This is a genomic window from Arcobacter defluvii, from assembly GCF_013201725.1.
In the GTDB taxonomy this organism is placed as follows: domain Bacteria; phylum Campylobacterota; class Campylobacteria; order Campylobacterales; family Arcobacteraceae; genus Aliarcobacter; species Aliarcobacter defluvii.
Genome location: NZ_CP053835.1, coordinates 1,944,206 through 1,966,079, shown reverse-complemented (window position 1 = coordinate 1,966,079; position 21,874 = coordinate 1,944,206). Strand labels below are relative to the sequence as shown.

General features: G+C 27.7%; 19 protein-coding genes. 15 read left to right on the top strand and 4 right to left on the bottom strand.

Annotation, left to right across the window (positions count from 1 at the left end):
* The 3 genes from ADFLV_RS09815 to def all read right to left on the bottom strand — a co-directional run bounded on the left by ADFLV_RS09815 (nucleotide 1) and on the right by def (nucleotide 3,619).
* On the bottom strand, nucleotides 1-1,275 hold the full coding sequence (locus tag ADFLV_RS09815; RefSeq protein ID WP_129011354.1) for a thiolase family protein: 1,275 nt from the start codon (nucleotides 1,273-1,275) through the stop codon (nucleotides 1-3).
* Nucleotides 1,272-3,014, bottom strand: a complete 1,743-nt coding sequence (locus tag ADFLV_RS09810; protein WP_129011353.1) for an AMP-dependent synthetase/ligase — start codon at nucleotides 3,012-3,014, stop codon at nucleotides 1,272-1,274. Before ADFLV_RS09810 ends, ADFLV_RS09815 begins: the two co-directional genes overlap by 4 nt.
* 83 nt (nucleotides 3,015-3,097) lie before the next feature.
* Nucleotides 3,098-3,619 (bottom strand): peptide deformylase, encoded by a 522-nt coding sequence (def, locus tag ADFLV_RS09805; protein WP_129011352.1) that lies wholly within the window; start codon nucleotides 3,617-3,619, stop codon nucleotides 3,098-3,100.
* 112 nt (nucleotides 3,620-3,731) lie between these two features.
* Here def and ADFLV_RS09800 point away from each other — a divergent pair, with 112 nt between their 5' ends.
* On the top strand, nucleotides 3,732-4,223 hold the full coding sequence (locus tag ADFLV_RS09800) for a PAS domain-containing protein (protein WP_014474624.1): 492 nt from the start codon (nucleotides 3,732-3,734) through the stop codon (nucleotides 4,221-4,223).
* Between the two features lie 35 nt (nucleotides 4,224-4,258).
* Here ADFLV_RS09800 and ADFLV_RS09795 read toward each other — a convergent pair whose 3' ends face one another.
* A complete protein-coding gene (locus ADFLV_RS09795; RefSeq protein WP_129011351.1) occupies nucleotides 4,259-4,699 on the bottom strand; it encodes a YiiD C-terminal domain-containing protein in 441 nt (146 codons plus the stop codon).
* A 307-nt stretch (nucleotides 4,700-5,006) separates the two neighbouring features.
* Here ADFLV_RS09795 and ADFLV_RS09790 point away from each other — a divergent pair, with 307 nt between their 5' ends.
* From ADFLV_RS09790 to cas7i, 14 genes are all read left to right on the top strand, one after another.
* The gene (locus ADFLV_RS09790; protein WP_129011350.1) at nucleotides 5,007-7,583 is read left to right on the top strand and encodes a bifunctional aconitate hydratase 2/2-methylisocitrate dehydratase; all 2,577 of its coding nucleotides are present in this window, start codon (nucleotides 5,007-5,009) and stop codon (nucleotides 7,581-7,583) included.
* Nucleotides 7,584-7,668: 85 nt separating this feature from the next.
* Nucleotides 7,669-8,397 carry a hypothetical protein gene (locus ADFLV_RS09785; RefSeq protein WP_129011349.1) on the top strand — a complete coding sequence of 243 codons (729 nt, stop codon included), beginning with the start codon at nucleotides 7,669-7,671 and terminating at the stop codon, nucleotides 8,395-8,397.
* Nucleotides 8,398-8,494: 97 nt separating this feature from the next.
* The gene (locus ADFLV_RS09780; protein ID WP_164968518.1) at nucleotides 8,495-9,085 is read left to right on the top strand and encodes a TetR/AcrR family transcriptional regulator; all 591 of its coding nucleotides are present in this window, start codon (nucleotides 8,495-8,497) and stop codon (nucleotides 9,083-9,085) included.
* On the top strand, nucleotides 9,075-9,968 hold the full coding sequence (locus ADFLV_RS09775; protein WP_041654830.1) for an NADH-quinone oxidoreductase subunit B family protein: 894 nt from the start codon (nucleotides 9,075-9,077) through the stop codon (nucleotides 9,966-9,968). The genes ADFLV_RS09780 and ADFLV_RS09775 overlap by 11 nt, the downstream gene beginning before the upstream one ends.
* Before the next feature lie 2 nt (nucleotides 9,969-9,970).
* Nucleotides 9,971-11,326 (top strand): nickel-dependent hydrogenase large subunit, encoded by a 1,356-nt coding sequence (locus tag ADFLV_RS09770; protein WP_129011347.1) that lies wholly within the window; start codon nucleotides 9,971-9,973, stop codon nucleotides 11,324-11,326.
* A gap of 257 nt (nucleotides 11,327-11,583) precedes the next feature.
* The gene (locus ADFLV_RS09765) at nucleotides 11,584-12,819 is read left to right on the top strand and encodes a hydrogenase small subunit (RefSeq protein WP_014474617.1); all 1,236 of its coding nucleotides are present in this window, start codon (nucleotides 11,584-11,586) and stop codon (nucleotides 12,817-12,819) included.
* Nucleotides 12,819-14,561, top strand: a complete 1,743-nt coding sequence (locus ADFLV_RS09760; RefSeq protein ID WP_014474616.1) for a nickel-dependent hydrogenase large subunit — start codon at nucleotides 12,819-12,821, stop codon at nucleotides 14,559-14,561. The genes ADFLV_RS09765 and ADFLV_RS09760 overlap by 1 nt, the downstream gene beginning before the upstream one ends.
* A gap of 19 nt (nucleotides 14,562-14,580) precedes the next feature.
* The gene (locus ADFLV_RS09755; RefSeq protein WP_041655243.1) at nucleotides 14,581-15,258 is read left to right on the top strand and encodes a cytochrome b/b6 domain-containing protein; all 678 of its coding nucleotides are present in this window, start codon (nucleotides 14,581-14,583) and stop codon (nucleotides 15,256-15,258) included.
* Nucleotides 15,259-15,343: 85 nt separating this feature from the next.
* Nucleotides 15,344-15,934 (top strand): hydrogenase maturation protease, encoded by a 591-nt coding sequence (locus tag ADFLV_RS09750; RefSeq protein ID WP_014474614.1) that lies wholly within the window; start codon nucleotides 15,344-15,346, stop codon nucleotides 15,932-15,934.
* Nucleotides 15,918-17,450: a Kae1-like domain-containing protein gene (locus ADFLV_RS09745; RefSeq protein ID WP_129011346.1), complete on the top strand. Its 1,533-nt coding sequence runs from the start codon at nucleotides 15,918-15,920 to the stop codon at nucleotides 17,448-17,450. Before ADFLV_RS09750 ends, ADFLV_RS09745 begins: the two co-directional genes overlap by 17 nt.
* A gap of 13 nt (nucleotides 17,451-17,463) precedes the next feature.
* On the top strand, nucleotides 17,464-18,345 hold the full coding sequence (locus ADFLV_RS09740) for a VIT1/CCC1 transporter family protein (protein ID WP_129011345.1): 882 nt from the start codon (nucleotides 17,464-17,466) through the stop codon (nucleotides 18,343-18,345).
* Nucleotides 18,346-18,449: 104 nt separating this feature from the next.
* The gene (cas6, locus tag ADFLV_RS09735) at nucleotides 18,450-19,199 is read left to right on the top strand and encodes a CRISPR-associated endoribonuclease Cas6 (protein WP_129011344.1); all 750 of its coding nucleotides are present in this window, start codon (nucleotides 18,450-18,452) and stop codon (nucleotides 19,197-19,199) included.
* The gene (locus ADFLV_RS09730) at nucleotides 19,196-20,923 is read left to right on the top strand and encodes a hypothetical protein (protein ID WP_129011343.1); all 1,728 of its coding nucleotides are present in this window, start codon (nucleotides 19,196-19,198) and stop codon (nucleotides 20,921-20,923) included. The genes cas6 and ADFLV_RS09730 overlap by 4 nt, the downstream gene beginning before the upstream one ends.
* A 14-nt stretch (nucleotides 20,924-20,937) precedes the next feature.
* Nucleotides 20,938-21,873: a type I-B CRISPR-associated protein Cas7/Cst2/DevR gene (gene cas7i / locus ADFLV_RS09725; protein ID WP_129011342.1), complete on the top strand. Its 936-nt coding sequence runs from the start codon at nucleotides 20,938-20,940 to the stop codon at nucleotides 21,871-21,873.
* The last annotated feature ends 1 nt before the right edge of the window (nucleotide 21,874 follow it).

The window sequence follows — 21,874 nt, the reverse complement described above, 5'->3', positions numbered from 1 at the left end:
TTATATCTCCAATAAGAAAGATGCACCTTGTCCACCACCAATACAAAGTGTTGCAAGTGCCAATTTGTCTTTTCTTCTTCTTAGTTCTTTAAGGGCTGTTAAAACAATTCTAGCTCCACTCATTCCAACTGGATGACCAAGGGCAATTGCTCCACCATTTACATTTAAAATTGATTCGTCAATTTCACCAAGAGCATTTGAATTAAAAGTTTTTTTACAAAAATCATTTGAAGCAAAAGCTTTTTGATTTGCAATCATTTGAGCAGCAAAAGCTTCATTCATCTCAATTAAATCTATATCTTTTAAAGTAAGATTAGTTTTATCAAAAAGTTTTTTTGTTGCATAGATTGGACCTAATCCCATTCTATTTGCATCAAGTCCAGCATAAGCATAATCTTTTATAAATCCAAGTGGTTCAAGATTTAATTCTTTTGCTTTTGATTCACTACAAACTATCAAACTACAAGCTCCATCTGAAACTTGTGAAGAATTACCAGCTGTTACTGTTCCACTTAACCTATCAAAAATAGGTTTTAACTTATTTAAGGCTTCAATAGTTTGATTAAATCTTACTCCATCATCTTGTGTAATTGAAGCATTACTTGTCATAATTTGATGAATTTCATCTTTAAAAATCCCAGTTTCTATTGCTTTTTGAGCTTTTTGATGAGATTTTAAAGCATATTCATCTTGAGTATCTCTACTTATTTTAAACTCATTTGCTAGATTTTCAGCTGTTAATCCCATGATTTTTCCTGAAATTGGGTCAGTTAGACCAGTTAGTAAACCAATAGTAGGTTTTAAAAAACTTGGTCTAAAAGAGCTTAAAAGTTGAATTTTTTCAATAAATGATTTTGAATATGTAAATTTTGTTATTAGATTTTTTAACTCATCACTATAATATAAAGGAAGATTACTCATAGATTCAATTCCTCCAACAAGGTATAAATCCCCTTGATTTGAATGAATTTTTTCAATAGCACTTGATATTGCTTGCATTCCTGAAGCACAATTTCTATGAACTGTATAAGCAGGAGTTTGTGAAGGAAAACCAGCACGGCTAGCCATAACTCTTGCGATATTTGTAGCATTTGCAGGATTTGCAACATTTCCCATAATTACTTCATCAAATTGTTCATATTCTAAATTATTTCTAAGAACTAACTCTTTTGTAATAATACTTCCTAAAATATCAGCACTTACATCATTTAATTTACCATTTGCTTTAGCTATTGGACTTCTTAATCCATCAATTATGGCAATTCTCTCTTTCATTTTTGCTCCTCATACATGCTATTTATAAAACTAGCATATTTTTGTTCAATTTTACTTCTAGCAATTTTCATTGATGGAGTTAATTCTCCACTTTCAATAGAAATATCGTTTGTTATAATTCTAAAATCAACAATTTTTTCCCATTGATTCAAGTCTTTATTGATATTTGATATGTGTTTAGAAATGTTATCTAAAATTTCTGGTTGCTTATAATACTCTTCTATTGTTAAGTTATTATTTATTTTTTTTGCTAATTGATATTTCTCTTTATCTACAAAAAGTAGGGCAGTAGTGAATTTTTTATTTTCTGAAATAACTACAGCAAACTCGATATATCTATCTTTTGATAGTTTTTGTTCAATTGCAACTGCATTTACATATTCACCAGTGGAAGTTTTAAATATCTCTTTTAATCTACTTGTTATAAATAAATAACCCTCTTCATCAAGATAGGCAATATCTCCTGTATGAAGCCAACCATCTTTATCTATGGTTTTTGCTGTTAATTCTTCTTGATTTAAATATCCTTTCATTAAAGATGATCCAGATACTAGAAGTTCTTTGTTTTGAGCTATTTTTATTTTTGCACTTGGGATTACTTTTCCACAAGAACCTACTTTGTTGGCAGATGGATAGTTTGTAGAAATAACTGGTGAAAATTCTGTTAAACCATAACCTTGATAAACGGGAACGCCAATATTTACAAAAAATTGTGCTATCTCTTTTGATAAAGGTGCACCTCCACTTACAAGTTTTTGAACTCTTGAACCAAATATTTCTCTAAATTTTGAGTAAACAAGTTTGTCATAAATTTTAAATAAAAGAGAACTTTTATCTAAGTTCTCTTTTAAAGAATAAGAAAAGGCTAATGAAGCAATTATTTTACTAAAAAATGGTTTTTCTAAAATTTGAGTTTTTATTTTGTTAAATATTTTTTCAAGAAGTCTTGGAACAACTGTCATAATTGTTGGTTTTACAACTTTCATAAGATTTGCTACATTTAAAATATCATCTACAAAATAAATACTAATTCCACGACTTAGATAATAACTCATAACAGTTCGCTCAAAAATATGTGCTAAAGGAAGAAGTGATAGGGCAACTTCACTTTGTGGTAAATCTATTAGTTTATTTATATCTTGAAGTTGTGAAACTATATTTTTATGTGTAAGCATCACTCCCTTTGGAGTTCCTGTATTTCCACTTGTATAGATAATAGAAAATATTTCATCTTCTTCTGCTTTATGAGGAATAAATCCTTTTGAATCACAAATTTGTTGCCCAATAACTAATATTTCATCATAATTATAAAAATTTGGCTCTTTTATACAAAAATTATGAGTTATAAAAGTTAAATGTGAATTTTTTTCTTCAATATCTTTTAATCTTTCAAGTGAATCAATAAACATATATTTCATAGCTGAATCGTTTATTTCATAGTTTAAATTTTCAGTTGAAATATTTGCAAAAATAGGCACACTTATAGCTCCTACTTCATGAATTGCAAAATCAAAAATAAGCCAAAAAGGAGAACTTGAGGCAAAAATACCAACTGTATCACCTTTTTGTATTCCCATATCTTTTAAAGCAAGAGATAAACAAATAACTTTGTTTTTAAAAGTAGTAGTTGAGATGTTTTTATAAGTTCCATTTGAAAGATAGTTTAAAAAATATTCATTATCTAAATTACAAATATGAGTGAAAAGTTCATTGTAGGTTTTAAAGTTGTAATTTTCCACTGTATATCCTTTATTCAAATATACAGTTTATTCTATAATGTTTATTATAATAATAGCTTAAAAAATAATTTTTTATAAAAGAATTAAATTAAAGAACGATAAATCTCTTCACTTATGATATCTTTATTTGTTTCAACTCTATCAATATAAACATGTCCTATTAAATGGTCATATTCATGTTGAAAAATTCTTGCTATAAAGTCTTTGAAAACAATAGTTTTTTTCTCATTTTCTAAAGTTTTATACTTTACTACAATTTTATTATATCTTGGAACTTTTGCTCTAATTCCTGGGATACTTAAACATCCTTCCCAATCTTTGTTTTTACCTTTTGAAGTTTTTATTATTTTTGGATTTATTAAAACTAAATCTTCCAAAAGTGGAGCGTTCGGATATCTTTCATTTGGTTTTGATGAGATAATCATAATCTGTTTTGAAATAAATATTTGAGGAGCAGCAAGACCAACACCATTTGATTTTTTAAGGGTTTCAATCATAAGTGAAACGATGTTTTTTATTTCTTCACTTTTTATATCTTTAACTTTTTTTGCTTTTTTTCTTAAAACTTTTTCACCTAGTTTTGCTATTTGTATTTCATTTGACATTATGAACCTTTAAATTTAATAAAATAATATTTTATTAATAAAAATTATAATATTATAAATACATTTTAAATTACATAAAATTGATATTTTCATAAATTATAAAAGGTAGAAAATGAAACAAAGATTGAGTTATGAAGAGTTAACTTTAAAAATTGCATTTTTAGAAAAAGAAGCAAAATTTAATAATTTTTTTTTAAAAAAACTATTTGATATTATTCCAAGTCCTATGTTTTATAAAGATAAAGACGGAGTTTATCAGCATTGTAATGATGCTTTTTCAAAAATTATATTAGGAATCCCAAAAGAGGAAATTATAGGAAAAACTCTTTATGATTTAGGTCATGTTATTCCAAAAGAAAATGCTGATTTATATTATGAAAAAGATAAAGAACTTTTTTTGACTTCAAAAGAACAATTTTATGAGGGAAAAGTGAAGTGTGCTGATGATATAACAAGAGATTATCATTTTTATAAATCATCATTTATCATGGATGGAGAAATTTTAGGTCTTGTTGGTATTATGCTTGATGTAAGTGATTATAAAAAAGCTTTAGAAGAACTTGATAAAAAAACAAAACAACTAGAAGACTTAGGCTATAATTAATTTTTAAATATTAGATAAACTTTTAATAGAGGATATTATATTTTTATAACATAATATCCTACAAAATCCACGCAAATTTCATTATTTTCAACTATCTGAGATGTTATTTTTACTGAAGCACTTTGTTTTGATAAAAGTTTTTCTTTTAAAATATTTATTTCTTCATTGTTTGGTTTAAAAGTATGACAAATTATATCTTTTGTAACGGGTTTTTTATATGAATTTTCATTTTTTATAATTACAATATTATTACTATTGAAACCTAATTCTTTTGAAATCAACCAACATAAACTCCATCCAGAAATTATAGTTAATGTTGCTAAACTTCCTCCAAAAGCTGTTCCTTTATCATTTATATTTACATCTAATGGTATGGTTGTTATTAATTCTTTTTCATTATAATTTAAAATTTTTAAATTCATAAATTTAGTTAAAGGAATCTCATTGTGTAGTTTTTTTTCTAATTCTTTTATCATAATTTTCTCTTATTTTTCATTTTATTAATTATGAAAATATACAAAAAAATAATTGAACAAATAATAAAAACAATGTACAAAAGTTGTACATACAAAAAACTATTTAACTTAAAGTAAATTTAATAAAAATCTTGAAAATATTGATTTCTTGTATGGCTAAAATTAATTTAAAATTAATACAAAGATTTAGTGTAACTTTTATTTACATAAATAAAAACTTGTACAATTCTTTACAAAAATTGTACATACTTATTTTTTTCTTTGTGATATAATAGTTGAACTTTCTAAAATCAAGAGGAGATTATATATGAGTTTATTAGCAAACTATAAAGCACATTCGCAAGAAAGACTTAATGAAGGTGGATTACCTGCATTACCTCTAACTGCTGAGCAAACTGTTGAGTTAGTAGAATTATTAAAAGCTAATCCAGTTGTTGAAGCTGAATATGTATTAGATTTATTTAAAAATAAAATTAACCCAGGTGTTGATGATGCTGCTTACGTAAAAGCTGCATTTTTAAATGATATTGTTCAAGGAAAAGTTTCTTGTTCAGTTATTTCAAAAGTTGAAGCTATTGAAATTTTAGGAACAATGATGGGTGGATATAATGTTTCTCCATTAGTTGAAGCATTAAAAATTGCAGAAGTAGCTGATGCTGCTGCAACTCAATTAAAAAACACTATTTTAGTTTATAATTCATTTAATGATGTAAAAGAGTTAATGGATGCTGGAAATGCAAAAGCAAAAGAAGTTATTGAGTCTTGGGCAAATGCTGAATGGTTTACAAATAAACCAGCTTTAGAAGAAGAAATTACATTAACTGTATATAAAATCCCAGGTGAAACAAATACAGATGATTTATCTCCTGCAACTGTTGCATTTACAAGATCTGATATTCCATTACATGCAACTGCAATGTTACAATCAAGAATGGAAAAACCATTAGAAAAAATGGCTGAATTAAAAGAAAAAGGTCACCCTTTAGCATACGTTGGAGATGTTGTTGGAACTGGTTCATCAAGAAAATCAGGAATCAACTCTGTTCAATGGCATATGGGTAGAGATATTCCAGGTGTTCCTAATAAAAGAACAGGTGGGGTTGTTATTGGTTCTATTATTGCTCCAATTTTCTTCAATACTGCAGAAGATTCAGGATGTTTACCAATTCAAGCTAGCGTTGATGCTATAGAAACTGGTGATGTTATCGTATTAAAACCATATGATGGTGTTATTGAAAAAGATGGAAAAGTTGTTTCTGAATTTAAATTAGCTCCAAATACATTAACAGATGAAATGAGAGCAGGAGGAAGAATTCCATTAATTATTGGAAAAGGTTTAACTGCAAAAGCTAGAGCTGCATTAAAATTAGATGCTTCTGATATGTTTATTGCTCCTGAGCAACCAGCTGATAACGGTAAAGGATTTACTCAAGCACAAAAAATGGTTGGAAAAGCTTGTGGTATTGCTGGTGTTAAACCAGGTATGTATGTTGAGCCAATCGCTACAACTGTTGGATCACAAGATACAACTGGACCTATGACAAGAGATGAGATTAAAGAACTTGCTGCATTATCTTTTGGTGCTGATATGGTTATGCAATCATTCTGTCATACAGCTGCTTATCCAAAACCAGCTGATATTAAATTAAGACACACTTTACCAGATTTCATCAACTCAAGAGGTGGAGTTACACTTAAGCCAGGTGATGGTGTTATTCACTCATGGTTAAATAGATTATGTTTACCAGATACAGTAGGAACTGGTGGAGATTCTCATACAAGATTCCCAATTGGTATTTCATTCCCAGCTGGATCAGGACTTATCGCATTCGCAGGTGTTACAGGTATGATGCCTTTAACTATGCCAGAATCTGTTTTAGTTAAATTCTCTGGAAAAATGCAACCAGGTATTACTTTAAGAGATTTAGTAAATGCTATTCCTTATTATGCGATTAAACAAGGATTATTAACAGTTCCTAAAAAAAATAAAAAGAATATTTTTGCTGGAACAATTATTGAAATTCAAGGTTTACCAGACTTAAAAGTTGAGCAAGCATTTGAATTATCTGATGCATCTGCTGAAAGAAGTGCTGCTGCTTGTTCTGTTCAATTAAATAAAGAGCCAATTATTGAATATTTATCTTCAAACATTGCTTTAATTGAAAAAATGATTGAAGAAGGTTACGAAGATAAAAAAACTCTTCAAAGAAGAGCTGATAAAATGAAAGAATGGATTAAAAATCCACAATTATTAGAGCCAGATGCAGATGCTGAATATTTAGCTACAATCGAAATCAATTTAGATGATATCAAAGAACCAATCTTAGCTTGTCCTAATGATCCAGATGATGTTGCTACTTTATCTGAAATCTTAGCTGATGATAACAGACCTAAAAAAATTGAAGAAGTATTTGTTGGTTCTTGTATGACAAATATCGGATTATTCAGAGCTTTAGGAGAAGTATTAAAAGGTGAAGGTGTTGCTAAAGCAAAATTATGGGTTGCACCTCCAACTAAAATGGATGAAGCTCAATTAACTGAAGAAGGATATTATGCTGCATTTGCTGCTGCTGGTGCTAGAATAGAAATTCCAGGTTGTTCATTATGTATGGGTAACCAAGCACAAGTTGGTGAAGGTTCAATTGTATTCTCTACATCAACAAGAAACTTTGATAACAGACTTGGTAAAAACTCTAAAGTTTATTTAGGTTCTGCTGAAGTTGCTGCTGTTGCTGCACTTTTAGGAAGATTACCATCTGTTTCTGAATATATGGAAATTGTTTCTAAAAAAATTACTGAAAAAAATAAAGATGGTGTTTACAAATACTTAAACTTCCATAAAGTTTCACCTGAACAATTAACTACTCTTGTTTCTTCAAGATAATTAATTCTAAAAAACCAAGGATTTAATCCTTGGTTTTTTTATTTACTATATTTAATAATATAATAACTTATAAAAAAGGAATTTAATGTTTAAAAAAGAATTTTTAATGCTTTCATGTAGTGTTTTATTATTTGTTGGTTGTGGTGGTGGAGGTGGTAGCTCTTCAACTCCAACTATACAAAAATATGATTTGTATAGTTATTCGATTAATCCAAGTGTTTTAAGTGAAGATAAAATTTCAGTTGAAAATAATACATTTACAATATATGCAGATAATGTTCAAACTATTAAGTATGTTGATGCTACAGTTTATAATAAAAATAGTAGTAATAAAATAAATGAATATGAATTTCACAATAATACTATTTCAACAATTGATCAATATAACCAACTAATTGCTTCAAAAACAGTTTTTGCAGAGTTTGAAATATTAACTGACGTGATAAAGTACACATATTTTTATGATAATAGTGTAGAAGTAATTACCAGAAATGTGGCTATAGGAGAAAAGATTATTAGTGAAACAGATACAGATGGTAGCGTTTGGACTTGTAATTTAAATAAACATTATGACACTATTAATGTAAAAGATACAATAAATAGTTTTTTTGGAAAAGAATATTCTACTTCAACAAAAACTTACAATGATGTAATAGAAGAAATATGTGTAGACAGTGTTAGTGATGAAGTATTACATAGTTTTTTGGCAAAAGATATTGGATTAATATTTCAACTAAATACTGAAACTTTAACCACTGGTGTTAAAGAAGAACGTTTTTTAGTTGTAGATTCTCATGTACTCTTAACAAAATAAAAGGTTAAAACCTTTTATTTTATTTCTTACTTTTTTACTTCATATTTTATTAATAATAAATATAATATCATAGTCAAAATTCTTTAAAGGATATGTTATTAATAATAAAGAAAACAAAAAGAATTCAATTATAGAAAATGCTTTAAAACTTTTTTCTCAAAAAGGTTTTTATAATACTACAATTCCAGATATTGCAAAAGCTATGAAAATGAGTGTGGGTAATATGTATAATTACTTCTCTTCAAAAGAAGAATTAGCCAAATTTGCAATTAAATATTCTACAAATATTTTAGCAGAAGAGTTAAGAGAAGTTAACAATATGGATATAACTTCAAAAAAGAAGATTTATTTATTTGTTAAAAAATATTTAGAAAATGTTCAAAAATCTCCTGAAATTGTTGAATATTTTTTAAGAGTTTACTTATCAAATAGAGAAGTTTTTAAACAAGGTTGTGAAGGCTTTTTATGTGTAGGAGAGTTTGTAACAGAAGTTATGATTTTACTTGATGATGGTGCACAAAAAAAAGAGTTTAGAGAACAAGAATTTTTCCCTGCATTTGGAATGATTATGGGATGTTTAGGTGGATTCGCATTTTTAAGTGGAGAAAATGTTTTAGATAAAGATTTATTAAGTTATTCAGATGCAGTAGCAGAAAATATTTATCGAGCATTAAAGTATGATGCATGAGTTTAAACCGACTATAGTCTGGTTTCAAGCAATTACTTGTAATGGAAATACACACTCACTATTAAGTTCAAACTCAAATAGGTTTGAACTTTTTTTAAATAGTTTTAATCTTATATATCATCCTAGTTTAACTATAAATAATTCACTTGAATATATTTTAGAAAATCAAAAAGAGATAGATTTTTTATTAGTTGAAGGTTCAATATCTTCAAATGAATTTATTTTTTCAATTTCAAATGATTCATCAAAAAACTTATTAGAAAAATTAGCTTTAAGATCAAAGTACATTATTGCAGTAGGTTCATGTGCCTCATTTGGTGGAATTCATGCAAAATTTACTCAAAATGATGATATTTGTGGAATAAAAGAGGCTTTAGAAAATAATAATCTTCAAACTCTTATTCATCCAATAATAAATCTCTCAGGGTGTCCTGTTCATCCAGAATGGATTTTTCAAACACTTTTTAGTTTAAAAACTTTTGGCAAAATAGATTTAGATGAAGTTGGACGACCAAAAGAACTTTATAGTACTTTAGCTCATCATGGTTGTACCAGAAATGAATATTTTGAGTGGAAAGTAGAAGGAAATTTTGGACAAAAAGAAGGATGTTTATTTTATAATCAAGGATGTAGAGGTCCTATGACTCATAGTTCTTGCAATAAAATTTTATGGAATGAAATAAGTTCTAAAACAAGAGTTGGAATGCCTTGTATTGGTTGTACAGAAACAGATTTTCCAAGAAATAATATGTTAGAAACAAAAAAAAATATGGGAATACCTCAAGAAGTTCCTTTAGGAATTTCAAAACGAGCATATTTAAGTATAAGTGGTGTTGCTAAAACTTTTAAAATAGATAGATTACATAAAAAACTAATGGAATAAAAGTGAAGACAGTAGATATAGTAGAAAGAATTGAAGGTGAAGCTAAACTTAACTGTACGTGGAAAGATGGAATAATAAGTGATGCAAGAATAGATTTTTTGAATTTTAGAGGTTTTGAATATATCTTAGAAGGAAAATCACCTTTAGATGCATTGATATATACTCCCAGAATTTGTGGAATCTGTGGTCAAGCTCATCTTAAAGCTACTGTTGATGCTTTAGAAAATGTATATGAAAACATTGGTGAAAAACTTGAAGTTACACAAAAAGCAAAGCTTTTAAGACAAATTGGTTTAAATATTGAAATTATTGATTCTCATATAAAATGGTTTTATCTGTTTATTATGCCAGATATTATAAAACTTGATAGCAATGATTTAGGAATTTATGAACCTTTAAAAGGACAAAGATGGCTTGAAGCTTGTAAAACAGCAAGTGAAACAATAAAATCTTTAGCAATTATTGGTGGTCAATGGCCTCATAGTTCTTATATGCTTCCTGGTGGAGTTGTAAGTGATCCAACTTTAATGGATTTAGTAAATATTCAAAACTATCTTCATTCTGCACTTGTTTTTTTTGAAAAATCTATTGCTGGAATCTCTTTAGAAAATTATTTATCTTTTGATAGTGTAAATAATATTGAAAAATTAAACTCAGATATGAAATGTTTCAAAGATTTATGTTTTAAACATAATTTACAAAATTTTGGTAAATCATATAATAGATTTATAACTTTAGGAGAAACAAATCTTTTCAAGAATGGAAAAATAAAAATAAAGTTAGTAAATAAAATTGATTTGACAAAAGTTTCAGAAAATAGTGATTTTACTTTTTCAATGAATGAAAAAGAATACAATGATAAAAAGCATACTTGGAGTAAATCGGTTTCTTATAATGACAATATTTATGAAACAGGTCCACTTGCAAGAGCAATAACTTCAAATAGAAAATTTATAAAAGATATTCATAAAAATTATGCAGATTCTGTTTTTACAAGAGTAATGTCAAGACTTGATGAACTTGCATATTTAATCGATGATACAAAATCATTAATCTCAAAAATAAATATAAAAGAAGATTCTTTTATTAAACCTAAAATAATTCTAAGTGAAATTGAAAAAGCTAGTGCAATTTCAGTAGTTGAAGCAACAAGAGGTTCTTTATATCATAAAATAAATATAGAAAAAGGCAAAATAAAATCTTATGATGTAATAACTCCAACTGTTTGGAATTTAGGTCCTGTTTATAAAAAACAAAAAGGAATAGCTCAAAATGCTATGATAGGATTGCCTTCTATTGAAATTGCAAAAATTGTTTTGAGAAGTTTTGACGTGTGTTCAGTTTGTACAACACATTAGTGAATAATCATTCAAAAAAAGTGTATATTAGTAACAAAGTTAAAAAAAACTGAAACAGATTAACTCTTATATAAAAATAGAACAAATAAGAAAAATAAACCCCACAAAATCATAATTATTAACTTCTTTTATACTAATAAATATTTTTTTGCTATTTTTAAGCTACTTTTTGTAAATTATTATTAAGAGAGACATAAGTTTCTTATTGTTATTTTACAATAAAGTAAATGAATATTCATTTTTTAAGGAGTGAGATTATGATTGATTCAACACAGATGGTAAAAAAAGTTTTTACCCAAAAATCAGGGCGAGTTGAAACAAATAAAGGTGAAGTATATTATAACACTTTATTTGCAAAAGCTAAACAAAGATTAAAAACTTTAAGAGCTCAAGAGCCACTTAAAGATATTGATATGATGGATATAATTGATAGTGAAGGAATAAATAGAAGAGATTTTATGAAGTGGGTTAGTGCAACAACTGCTACACTTATGCTTCCTCCTATGTTTGCTCCGCTTGTTGCAGAGGCAACTGAACTTATGAATAGAGTGCCAGTTATTTGGATTGAGTTACAAGACTGTGCTGGAAATTCTGAAGCATTACTAAGAAGTAGTGCTCCGACTGTTGATGATTTATTATTTGATGTATTAAGTTTAGAATTTCATGAAACTTTACAAGCTTGTGCAGGATTTGATGCTGATAAACAACTTGAAGAGGCAGTTGAGCATTTTAAAGGTAAATATTTATTATTTGTTGAAGGTGCAATTCCTATGGGAATGAATGGTCAATATGGAACAATAGGTGCTAGTGGTGAGACTTTTCATGAACATTTAATGAGAATGTCAAAAGATGCAGCAGCTGTTGTTGCAGTAGGAACTTGTGCTACATTTGGTGGAATCCCAGCAGCTGCACCAAATCCAACAGGTGCAGTTGGAGTTATGGATTTAGTAAAAGGAAAACCAGTTGTAAATATTCCAGCTTGTCCTGCAAATCCAGCAAATATGGTAGGAGTTATTTTACATTTTGTTTTAACAGGACAAATTCCAGAACTTGATTCATTATTAAGACCAAAATTTGCATTTGGTTATAGAATCCATGATAATTGTGAAAGAAGAGCTCACTTTGATGCTGGTGAATTTGTTGAAGAGTGGGGAGATGAAGGAGCTAAAAATAACTTCTGTTTATATAAAGTTGGTTGTAAAGGACCAATGACATTTAATAACTGTTCAATTGTTCGATATAACGAAGGTACAAACTGGCCAATTGGGGTAGGAAGAGGGTGTATTGGATGTTCTGAGCCAGATTTCTGGGATAAATATGCATATGAAAGACCAATGGCAAATGCAAAAATAAAAGCTCCTACTGGTGGAGTTGAAAAAACTGTTGATGAATTTGGACTTGGATTATTAACAGCAACTGCAGTTGGAATTGGAGTTCATGCCGTAGCATCTATTGTTGCTGGTAAAAAATCAAATGAAGGAGAAGAAAAATAATGGCACAAAAACATTTAGTAATTGACCCAATTACAAGAATAGAAGGACATCTTAGAATTGAGGCAATCATTGATGAAAACAATGTTGTAACAGATGCTTACTCTTCTTCAACTATGTTTAGAGGAATTGAAGAGATTTTAAAAGGAAGAGATCCAAGAGATTGTGGTTTATTAGCGATGAGAATTTGTGGAGTTTGTACAGGAACTCACTATCAAAGAAGTATTGAAGCTGTTGAACATGCTTTTAATATTACTATTCCTAAAAATGCAAGATTAGTAAGAAACCTTATTCAAGGTGCTTTATATTTACATGACCATATTGTTCACTTCTATCATTTACATGCACTTGACTGGGTTGATATCACTGAAGCACTTAAAGCTGATCCAAAAGCAACAGTTGCAGAAGCTCAAAAATGGGCAAGTGTGTCAGGTCATAGACCATGGAATGCAAATGAAGATGTTTATGCAGCTGTTCAAGAAAGAGTTACAAAATATGTAAAACAAGGAAGACTTGGAATTTTTGGAAATGCATATTGGGGAAGTAAAGGATTTAAACTTACTCCTGAACAAAATTTGATAGGACTTTCTCACTATTTAGATGCACTTGAATTACAAAGAGATTTAGCAAAAATGATGGCTATTTTTGGTGGAAAAAATCCACATCCACAATCTTTTGTTGTTGGTGGAGTAACTTGTGTTCAAGATATTAAAAATCCTGCAAGAATTGCAGAATTTAAACAAATCTTAAAAAGAGGTCAAAAATTCACAAAAGAGGCATATTTACCAGATGTTTATATGGCTGGAACAATGTATGCTGATGAAGCTCTTGAAGGAATTGGTGGAGGTATAGGAAACTATATGTCGTATGGTGATTTTAGACTTGATGATACACCTTTTTATGAATCAGCTAAACTTTTCCCTTCAGGTATTGTAAAAAATAGAGATTTATCAAAAGTTTTTGATATTGACCAAACAAAAATTACAGAAGATGTAACTCACTCTTGGTATGAAGGTGCTACAAATTTACATCCATTTGATGGAGTAACAAAACCTAATTATACAGGGTTTGGTAAAAAAGAAGATAATGTTGCTTATTTAGATACAACAAAAAAATATTCTTGGATTAAATCACCATTATATAATGATGAAAGAATGGAAGTAGGTCCACTTGCAAGAATGATAGTTGGTGTTGCACGAGGTGATGAAAGAATTTCTAAGTATGTAACAACTTTCTTAAAAAATGGAAATTTACCAACAAAAGTTTTATTCTCAACAGTTGGTAGAACAGCAGCACGTGCAATAGAAACTGAACTTATGGCAGATGTTATGATGGAATGGGTTGATGAATTAGCTTCAAATGTTGCACATGGTGATTTATCAACTTGGACAGAATTTAACTTTGATAATGTTTCAAAAGAAGCACAAGGTTATGGAATGGCTGAAGCTCCAAGAGGTGGTTTAGGTCACTGGATAAAAATCAAAGATGGTAAAGTAGTAAATTATCAAGCTGTTGTTCCATCAACTTGGAATGCAGCTCCAAGAGACTATAAAGGAAGAATGGGAGCTTATGAATCATCTTTAGTTGGTACAAAAGTAGCAAATCCAGATCAACCGCTTGAGATTTTAAGAACAGTTCATAGTTTTGATCCATGTATTGCTTGTGCTGTACATATTATTGATACTAACGGTAAAGAGTTAGGAGTTTATAAAGTAGATCCAATTGGAGGAACAAGCCGTGCCTAAAATAAAAGAGGTTAAAAGAATGACAGCAACTATGAGAATCGTACATTGGGCAAATGCTATATGTATGGTTGTTGCTGTTATAACCGGTTTATATATAGGTCATCCATATTATCAAAGCTTTATTGCTGATCCAGCAGTGGATAAGTATGTAATGGCTTGGAATAGATGGGGACATTTTATTGTCGCAATTATATTTGATGTAACTGCTGTATTAATTGGTTATTTATATTTCTTTTCAAGATTTGAAAAACCATATAAAAAATTGATTCCAACAGGAAAAAATATAAAAGAGTTTTTTGAGGTATTTTTAAATTTAATAACATTTAATAGAAGAAAAAATTTTGATTCTTCTCATAGTGATAGTTATAATATTGTATTTTTTACGATATTTCACCTATTATTAATATTTATGTTATTTACTGGTCTTCAATTATATGTTCACGGATTAGCTTCAGGTGAAAGTTCTATTGGAGCTTGGTGGCCAGCAATGCTTCATATTGCAACAGATTGGACATTAAATGTATTTGGTGGAAATATGGGAGTAAGAATTGCTCATCATACATCAATGTATTTAATCTTAGTTTGGGTAATGTGTCATATTTATTACCAAATTTGGCGAACAATCTTCTGGAAAGAGGGAGATATTGCTATTGTTATTGGTGGAAGTAAATTCGTAAGAGAAAAAGAAGAAAAATAGGGTTAAGCATAAAGGCTTAACCTTATTAACTTTTTTATAAGTTTAATTACTAAATTTATAAAAGAGTTATAAAGGGTGTAATTTAATGAAAAAAAATATTGTTATTGGCGTTGGAAATATGCTTTTCAAAGATGAAGGTATAGGAATTTATGCAAGTGAATATATCAAACAAAATTATAAGTTTGATGATGAAGACTTAGAAATTATTGATGGTGGAACATTAGGTTTTAAACTAATGGCATATTTTCAAGAATATGACAATGTAATTATTTTAGATACAGTTTCTATTGAGGATGAAGTTGGAGGAATTTATAGACTTCCAAGTGATGTTCTTTTGGGACTTGGGAACTATAGAAAAACAGCTCACGAAGTTGAAATTGTTGAGATGTTAGAGATAGTTTCTGTTTTAGATTCTCATGCAAATGTAACAATTATAGGAATTATTCCAGAAGATATAATAAGTGTTGAAATTGGATTAACACAAAAAATGGAAGATAAGTTTGAAGAGTTTATTTTAAATGGTATAAAAGAGATAGAATCTTTAGGTATAAAAGCTACTAAAGTAGATAATATTGCAATAAGTGATGTCGTAAAAAGTATGATAGGAAGTTATAATGGCGAGCACTTAAATAGAATACCAAATGAGGAAGATTTTACACATGCAATTAATCTATAAAATAGAATTTAATACAACGAATTTATATTTTAAATATATTATAGAAAAACTTATAAAAGAAGCAAAAGTAAATGCTATTTGCAAACAATATCAAGGATTTATTTTAATTATACTAGAGGAAGAAGCTTCAAATATTGAGAGTTTTTTTGCACTACTTGAAAAAAAATTGCCAATGTCAATATTTATAGGAAACTCTTATGTTGTTGAGAGTTATGATGAAAATTTAGAAGAAATTGAAGATTTTGATATAAAACAAAATCTGACTCTTCTAACAAACGATGCAATAAAACAGATAATTGAAGAGAATAATATCGATTTTTTAAACGATATTGTAAAAATTTCAAAAGGTGAGATTTCAAGATTTGAAACACATAATGGTTTAAAAGATTACTTTTTACCAAATAAGAATATAAGAGAAGACTTTGAAAAAAGAGGTTATGAAGTAAAACTTCTTATTACAAATACTACTAAACTTGATGAAATTTTTGATTTAAATATGAAAGATTTTCAACTTTTATGTTCAATAGAACGACCACTTGTAAAGTTGAAATTTAAACTTTTAAAAAATGCAAATAAAGAGTTTAGTTCAACAAACTTTATTTATGCAAAAATTCCTGATGATAAAGAAGTTGTTTTATTTGCCAAATCTTTAAAAGAAAATGGAATAGATTATGTTTTATATGCAAATGATGAAGTTTATCAAGATGGCCTAAAAGTTACATATAATAAAGAACAAAATATCATAGTAAGTGGTGATAAAGGATTATTCCCTAAATATGATTTTATTGCGAGAAAAAAGTTTAATAGTTCAAAAGAGTATTTTGATGAAAATGGTGGTGTTTATAAAGCTATTTTAGCTCAAGTAGCAAAAAGATTAGTTCCAAGTATTGGAGTTTATTTTTCTCAAAATAATCAAAAAAGTTCAATATCTATAAATCTTCCTACAAAAGGTATAAAACAAATTATAGTTATTCCAAACATTCATAATAATATAAAAAATTGTTTTGAAGAAATAGCTGATATTGATGAACATTGTGCAAGATTAATTACAAATTTTAGTAAAAAATTTCCATTTGTTTTAGAAAGTGATGTTCCAGCAAATGCAAATGGTTTTGAGTCTATTATTAATTTATGTGCAAAAGTTTTAGGAATAAATAGTGCTAAAGAGTTTGAAGATACTGCTTTGAGTGCAAATTTATCAAGTGGTATTCAGATTGATATGAAACTTATAAATTTTGATGGAATAAATTATTTAGATTATAGAAGAATAGTTCAATCAATAATGGCTTATAAAATGGCAGATGTTGATAATATTACATTGGTTTATTCATTTTATGAAAGCTTGAGTGAGTTTATAAGTAATTATGTAAATGAAATTGCAAAAGAGACAAAAGCAACAGATGTTGTTTTGTGTGGAAATATGTTTGCTAATTCTATTTTATTATCAAAAGCAATAAAAACTTTAAGTAAAAATTATAATACAATCTTACCTAAAGAGTATCCTTTAGACTATTAAGAAAGGAAATTAAATGAATATTGTATCTGATAAAAAAAATCTCAAAAAAGCTTTACTACAACAACAAAATGAAATAAATGATTATACTATTTATAAAGCTTTAGCACTTTTTCAAAAAGATGAAAATAATAAAAAAATATTTGAAAAAATTGCGAAAGAAGAAAAAAGTCATTATGATTTTTGGGTAAAAATAACAAAAAAACAACTTCATGCACAAAATCTAATCGTTTGGTGGTATGTTTTTCTTGTGAAAATTTTTGGAACATCTTTTACATTAAAATCTTTAGAAAAAAGAGAATCAGGAGCAGAAGAGTTTTATAAAGAACTTTTTGAAATTTATCCAGAATCAAAAAAAATATATGAACAAGAAACTCAACACGAACTAGAACTTATTGATATGTTAAATGATAAAAAACTTTTATACGCAGGTGCAATTGTTTTAGGAATGAATGATGCTTTAGTTGAATTAACAGGAACTTTAAGTGGTATAGCTTTTGCTTTTGATAAAAGTTTGGTTGTTGGACTTACTGGTCTTATTATGGGAATTGCAGCATCTTTATCAATGGCAGGGTCTGCATATTTTGAAGCAAAAGAGAATCCAAGTGAAGAGATAAATCCTTTGGTATATTCTTTGTATACGGGAGTTTCATATATCTTAACAACTGCAATTTTAGTTGTACCATTTTTTATATTTGATTCTATTATTGAAGCTTTGATTTTGATGTTTGTTTGTGCATTTTTGGCAATAGTTTCTTATAACTTTTATATAAGTGTTGCAAAAGATTTGAGCTTTACAAAAAGAGTTTTACAAATGTCAGCTATCACTTTTGGAGTTGCGATAATCTCATTTTTGATTGGATATTTAGTAAAATATTATTTTGGGATAGAAATATAAATAACTAAAAATAATTATTAAATAATAAAAAATAAGTTAAATATTAATAAAAAAATAATCTTTAGATAGATAAAATAAATTATCTTATCGTAAAGGTTATTTTTATGAAAATATTTGAACTAAAATGTATAACATACTTAAAACAAGATGTATCTTTTGAAGATAGTTTTGATTCTATCTCAAAATTTATCAACTACTCAATTTGTCAAAAAGATGAATATAAACAAAAACATAATCAAAATGTATTTAATAATTACTGTTTTGGAAGTTTCTTCCCTATCGAAAAAGATAAGCTTTATAAAAAAGGTAATACTTATTATTTTACTTTTAGAACAATTGATGAAAAGTTTGCAAAAGAGCTATCTAATTTGCTACGAGCAAATATAAATAATCCATATTTACAAATTGTACAAGTTGAAAAAAGAGATATAAAACAGTTTTTTATAAGTGAAATTTATAGTGCAACACCTGTTGTAGTGTCACTTAAAAAAGAAAATGAAAAAAGTCATCAACTATTTTGGACTTTAGAAAAAAGTGGCGATATAATAGAACTTCAAAACCAACTACAAGAAAACCTAATTAAAAAATATGAAGAGTTTTTTGGTGAGAAACTAAAAGTAAGTCAAAATTTTATCCAACTACTTGAAATAAAAAATCATAAACCTCAATCTGTATGTTTCACAACAACAAAAAATGAAATGCAGAAAAAAATAAGGCTTATAGGAAATAAATTTAGAATCATTCCAAATGAAGATGAAATAAGTCAAAAGTTGGCATTTTTGAGTTTGGGTGTTGGTTTGGGTGAAAAAAGTTCGTATGGTGGTGGTTTTATGATTTGGAAGGGGATGAGATGAAAGAAAAAAGTTTATTCGATATGACAGATGAAATAGTGGTAGAAAAATTTAGTTTAAAAGATGTGTTTTTTAATAATGGAATAGCCAATTTATATCATTTTCTAAAAGAGAGAGATTTTGAGTTTGAGTATGAATTAAATCAGAATGAGCTTATTTTGAAAATAGATTCACAAAAACAGGATGAAGTTTATAACCAGATTTTAAATACTTTTTTAAAAGATAACAAAATAGTTTACCAAACAGATAATGATAGATGGTATTTTGATGAAACTAAAATGAATTTTATTTTAGATAGAAAGTTTGATACAAAAGGTGGTCAAAAAAATGACTTGAGAAATGGTGTTTACCTCTATAAAAAGATTTCAGAACTAGGATTATCACGAGAAGAAGTTGAAAGACTTTATCTTGATTTTTGCGAAAAAACAAATTTTAAACCTGAAAAAGAACCAAACGGAAAATTAAAAGTTCCAAATAAAAAGAATGAAGTTATTGTTGCTATAACACTTGATGAAGCAATTAAAAAATTTAGTAAATATTTTGTAAGTAATGATATTTTATCTATTGATTCAAAAATACACTCCTTTGAAGATGGGCAATGTTCTTTTCATGATATGTTAAATCAGCCAAAAAGTTACAAACTTGATAAATGGAATGCACTCATTTATTGGTTTGGTGGAAGAACAAAAAGATTTTATAATTTTTCGTATTTTATTTATCCTAACTCATCCAACTTACAAGCATTGAATAAATTTAAAGAGTTTTTGCAAATTGATGACGACAAAAGAGAATACAGAGATGAAAAAGATAAGATAGTTACAACATCTTCAAATATCGATTTTTTTGAAGTACTAAGCAAAGATGAGATTGTAAATAAGCATTTTTACATCTCAAAAAGTGCAGAAGAGTTTGAATTGAAATTTTTTATGTATCTATTTTCAATGATGTATCATATTGAAGAGAGATATGAAAAAGCAAACGAGCGAAGACGAGAACGACAAAAAGAGCTTTTTGAAACATTACAATATTTGAGTTTTGTTATTTATACAGATGATGGAACATTTAAAACGTCATTAAGTGAATATACAAGAGCTTATCAGTTAATTCAATTTTTTCAAGTATTAAAAGAGAATAACTTATTTAAATATTTTGCTGATTTACTTTACAATATTTCAATAGCTAAGAAGAAAAAAAAAGTTGAGGCTAAAGAAATATATAATCAATACACTCAATTAGTTTGTCTGAAAATATTGAATTTTCAAGAGACTAGAAATATCTTGTATCTTACGAGCTTTGAAATATTAAAAACTATGGAGGATAAGAAACAAGATAGCTATTACAATAGAATAGGTGATAATTTGTTTTTATTTGAACAAAGTTATTTAAATTATATATTAGGAGGTAAGAATATGGGTATTCATGAAGATTCAAAAATAGTTGGTGATGGCGTAGGTCATTTTTGTGCAGAGCTTGGAGATAAGGATTTGCTATTTAAGCTAAGAAGTGTCAAAAATTATAAACAGTTGGTGTCTTATTTTAAAGACTTAAAATTTTCGGCTTTAAAAAATAAAGAAGAAGCACGATTTACTAATGAGTTTAATGATTCATTGGAAAATATTTTGATTAATGTTGAACAAAACTGGGAAATTGTACGAGACTATATTGCCATATATGCAATAGATAAATTTAAATCTGTTGATTTTGCAAAAAATCAACCTAAAAAATAAAAAGGAGAAATAAAATGTTTTTAAATATCGCATATATCACAAAAGTAAATGTAGCTTCACTTAATGGTGGCGAGGGTAGTGGTGGAAATGTCACGGTAATGAAAAAAATCTCAAATGCCAATGGTGATGAATTTGCTTATGTTTCAGGTCAGGCTTTGCGAAGATACCTAAAAGAGACACTTATGCAACTTGAAGAAAAAATCAGTAGTGTTGATGAAAAAGGGAATCCAACCTTTTTAGATAAAGATAAAAATGGCAAAGAAACCTTTCTTGATTTAAATAAAAAAATAGATGCTGATATATTAAATAAAATGTATAAGTCAGTTTGTGACTTAGATTTATTTGGGTACATGTTACCACAAGGTGGTAGAAGATGGTCACCTGTAAAAGTCAGCCCATTAGTTTCATTATTACCTTACAAAGGTGAATACGATTATCTTACAAGAAAACAAAAAATGGAAGATGAAAGTAAGAAAAGTGGGAATATTGTTCAAGTAGAAATAGACACAAAGAATTTTATGAGAGGAAATATCATGATAAATACTTCTCATATTGGAAATGAAATCAATGAATATACTTATGAATCAAAAGCTATTTTGGACGATAAAGAAAAAAATAAAAGATTAAATGTTCTTCTTGATGCAATCAAATCATTTAACGGTGGAGCAAAACAAGCTAGAAATCTTGAGGATATTGCACCGAAGTTTATAATTATCTCTAAACAAAAAACAGGAAACCCATTTTTACTAAATGCTCTTAGTGTGGATAATAATGACAATATTAATATTGAAAATATCAAAGAAGCTTTGGCAGATAACACAACAGAACAATATACGATAGGAATTGCAAAAGGAATTTTTGCAAATGAACAAGAGATAAGAGATATATTTCCAAATGTTGTAACTGTTGCACAAGCTATTGAAATGTACAAAAATTGTATAGAAGCTTAAA

Excerpts from the sequence above, each read along its gene's own strand:
- ADFLV_RS09800 (WP_014474624.1), top strand. The coding sequence starts at position 3,732 with ATGAAACAAAGATTGAGTTATGAAGAGTTAACTTTAAAAATTGCATTT.
- ADFLV_RS09745 (WP_129011346.1), top strand. The coding sequence starts at position 15,918 with ATGCAATTAATCTATAAAATAGAATTTAATACAACGAATTTATATTTT.
- ADFLV_RS09785 (WP_129011349.1), top strand. The coding sequence starts at position 7,669 with ATGTTTAAAAAAGAATTTTTAATGCTTTCATGTAGTGTTTTATTATTT.
- ADFLV_RS09740 (WP_129011345.1), top strand. The coding sequence starts at position 17,464 with ATGAATATTGTATCTGATAAAAAAAATCTCAAAAAAGCTTTACTACAA.
- ADFLV_RS09730 (WP_129011343.1), top strand. The coding sequence starts at position 19,196 with ATGAAAGAAAAAAGTTTATTCGATATGACAGATGAAATAGTGGTAGAA.
- ADFLV_RS09760 (WP_014474616.1), top strand. The coding sequence starts at position 12,819 with ATGGCACAAAAACATTTAGTAATTGACCCAATTACAAGAATAGAAGGA.
- ADFLV_RS09790 (WP_129011350.1), top strand. The coding sequence starts at position 5,007 with ATGAGTTTATTAGCAAACTATAAAGCACATTCGCAAGAAAGACTTAAT.
- ADFLV_RS09775 (WP_041654830.1), top strand. The coding sequence starts at position 9,075 with ATGATGCATGAGTTTAAACCGACTATAGTCTGGTTTCAAGCAATTACT.
- ADFLV_RS09750 (WP_014474614.1), top strand. The coding sequence starts at position 15,344 with ATGAAAAAAAATATTGTTATTGGCGTTGGAAATATGCTTTTCAAAGAT.
- def (WP_129011352.1), bottom strand. The coding sequence starts at position 3,619 with ATGTCAAATGAAATACAAATAGCAAAACTAGGTGAAAAAGTTTTAAGA.
- ADFLV_RS09755 (WP_041655243.1), top strand. The coding sequence starts at position 14,581 with ATGACAGCAACTATGAGAATCGTACATTGGGCAAATGCTATATGTATG.
- ADFLV_RS09795 (WP_129011351.1), bottom strand. The coding sequence starts at position 4,699 with ATGATAAAAGAATTAGAAAAAAAACTACACAATGAGATTCCTTTAACT.
- cas7i (WP_129011342.1), top strand. The coding sequence starts at position 20,938 with ATGTTTTTAAATATCGCATATATCACAAAAGTAAATGTAGCTTCACTT.
- ADFLV_RS09765 (WP_014474617.1), top strand. The coding sequence starts at position 11,584 with ATGATTGATTCAACACAGATGGTAAAAAAAGTTTTTACCCAAAAATCA.
- ADFLV_RS09815 (WP_129011354.1), bottom strand. The coding sequence starts at position 1,275 with ATGAAAGAGAGAATTGCCATAATTGATGGATTAAGAAGTCCAATAGCT.
- cas6 (WP_129011344.1), top strand. The coding sequence starts at position 18,450 with ATGAAAATATTTGAACTAAAATGTATAACATACTTAAAACAAGATGTA.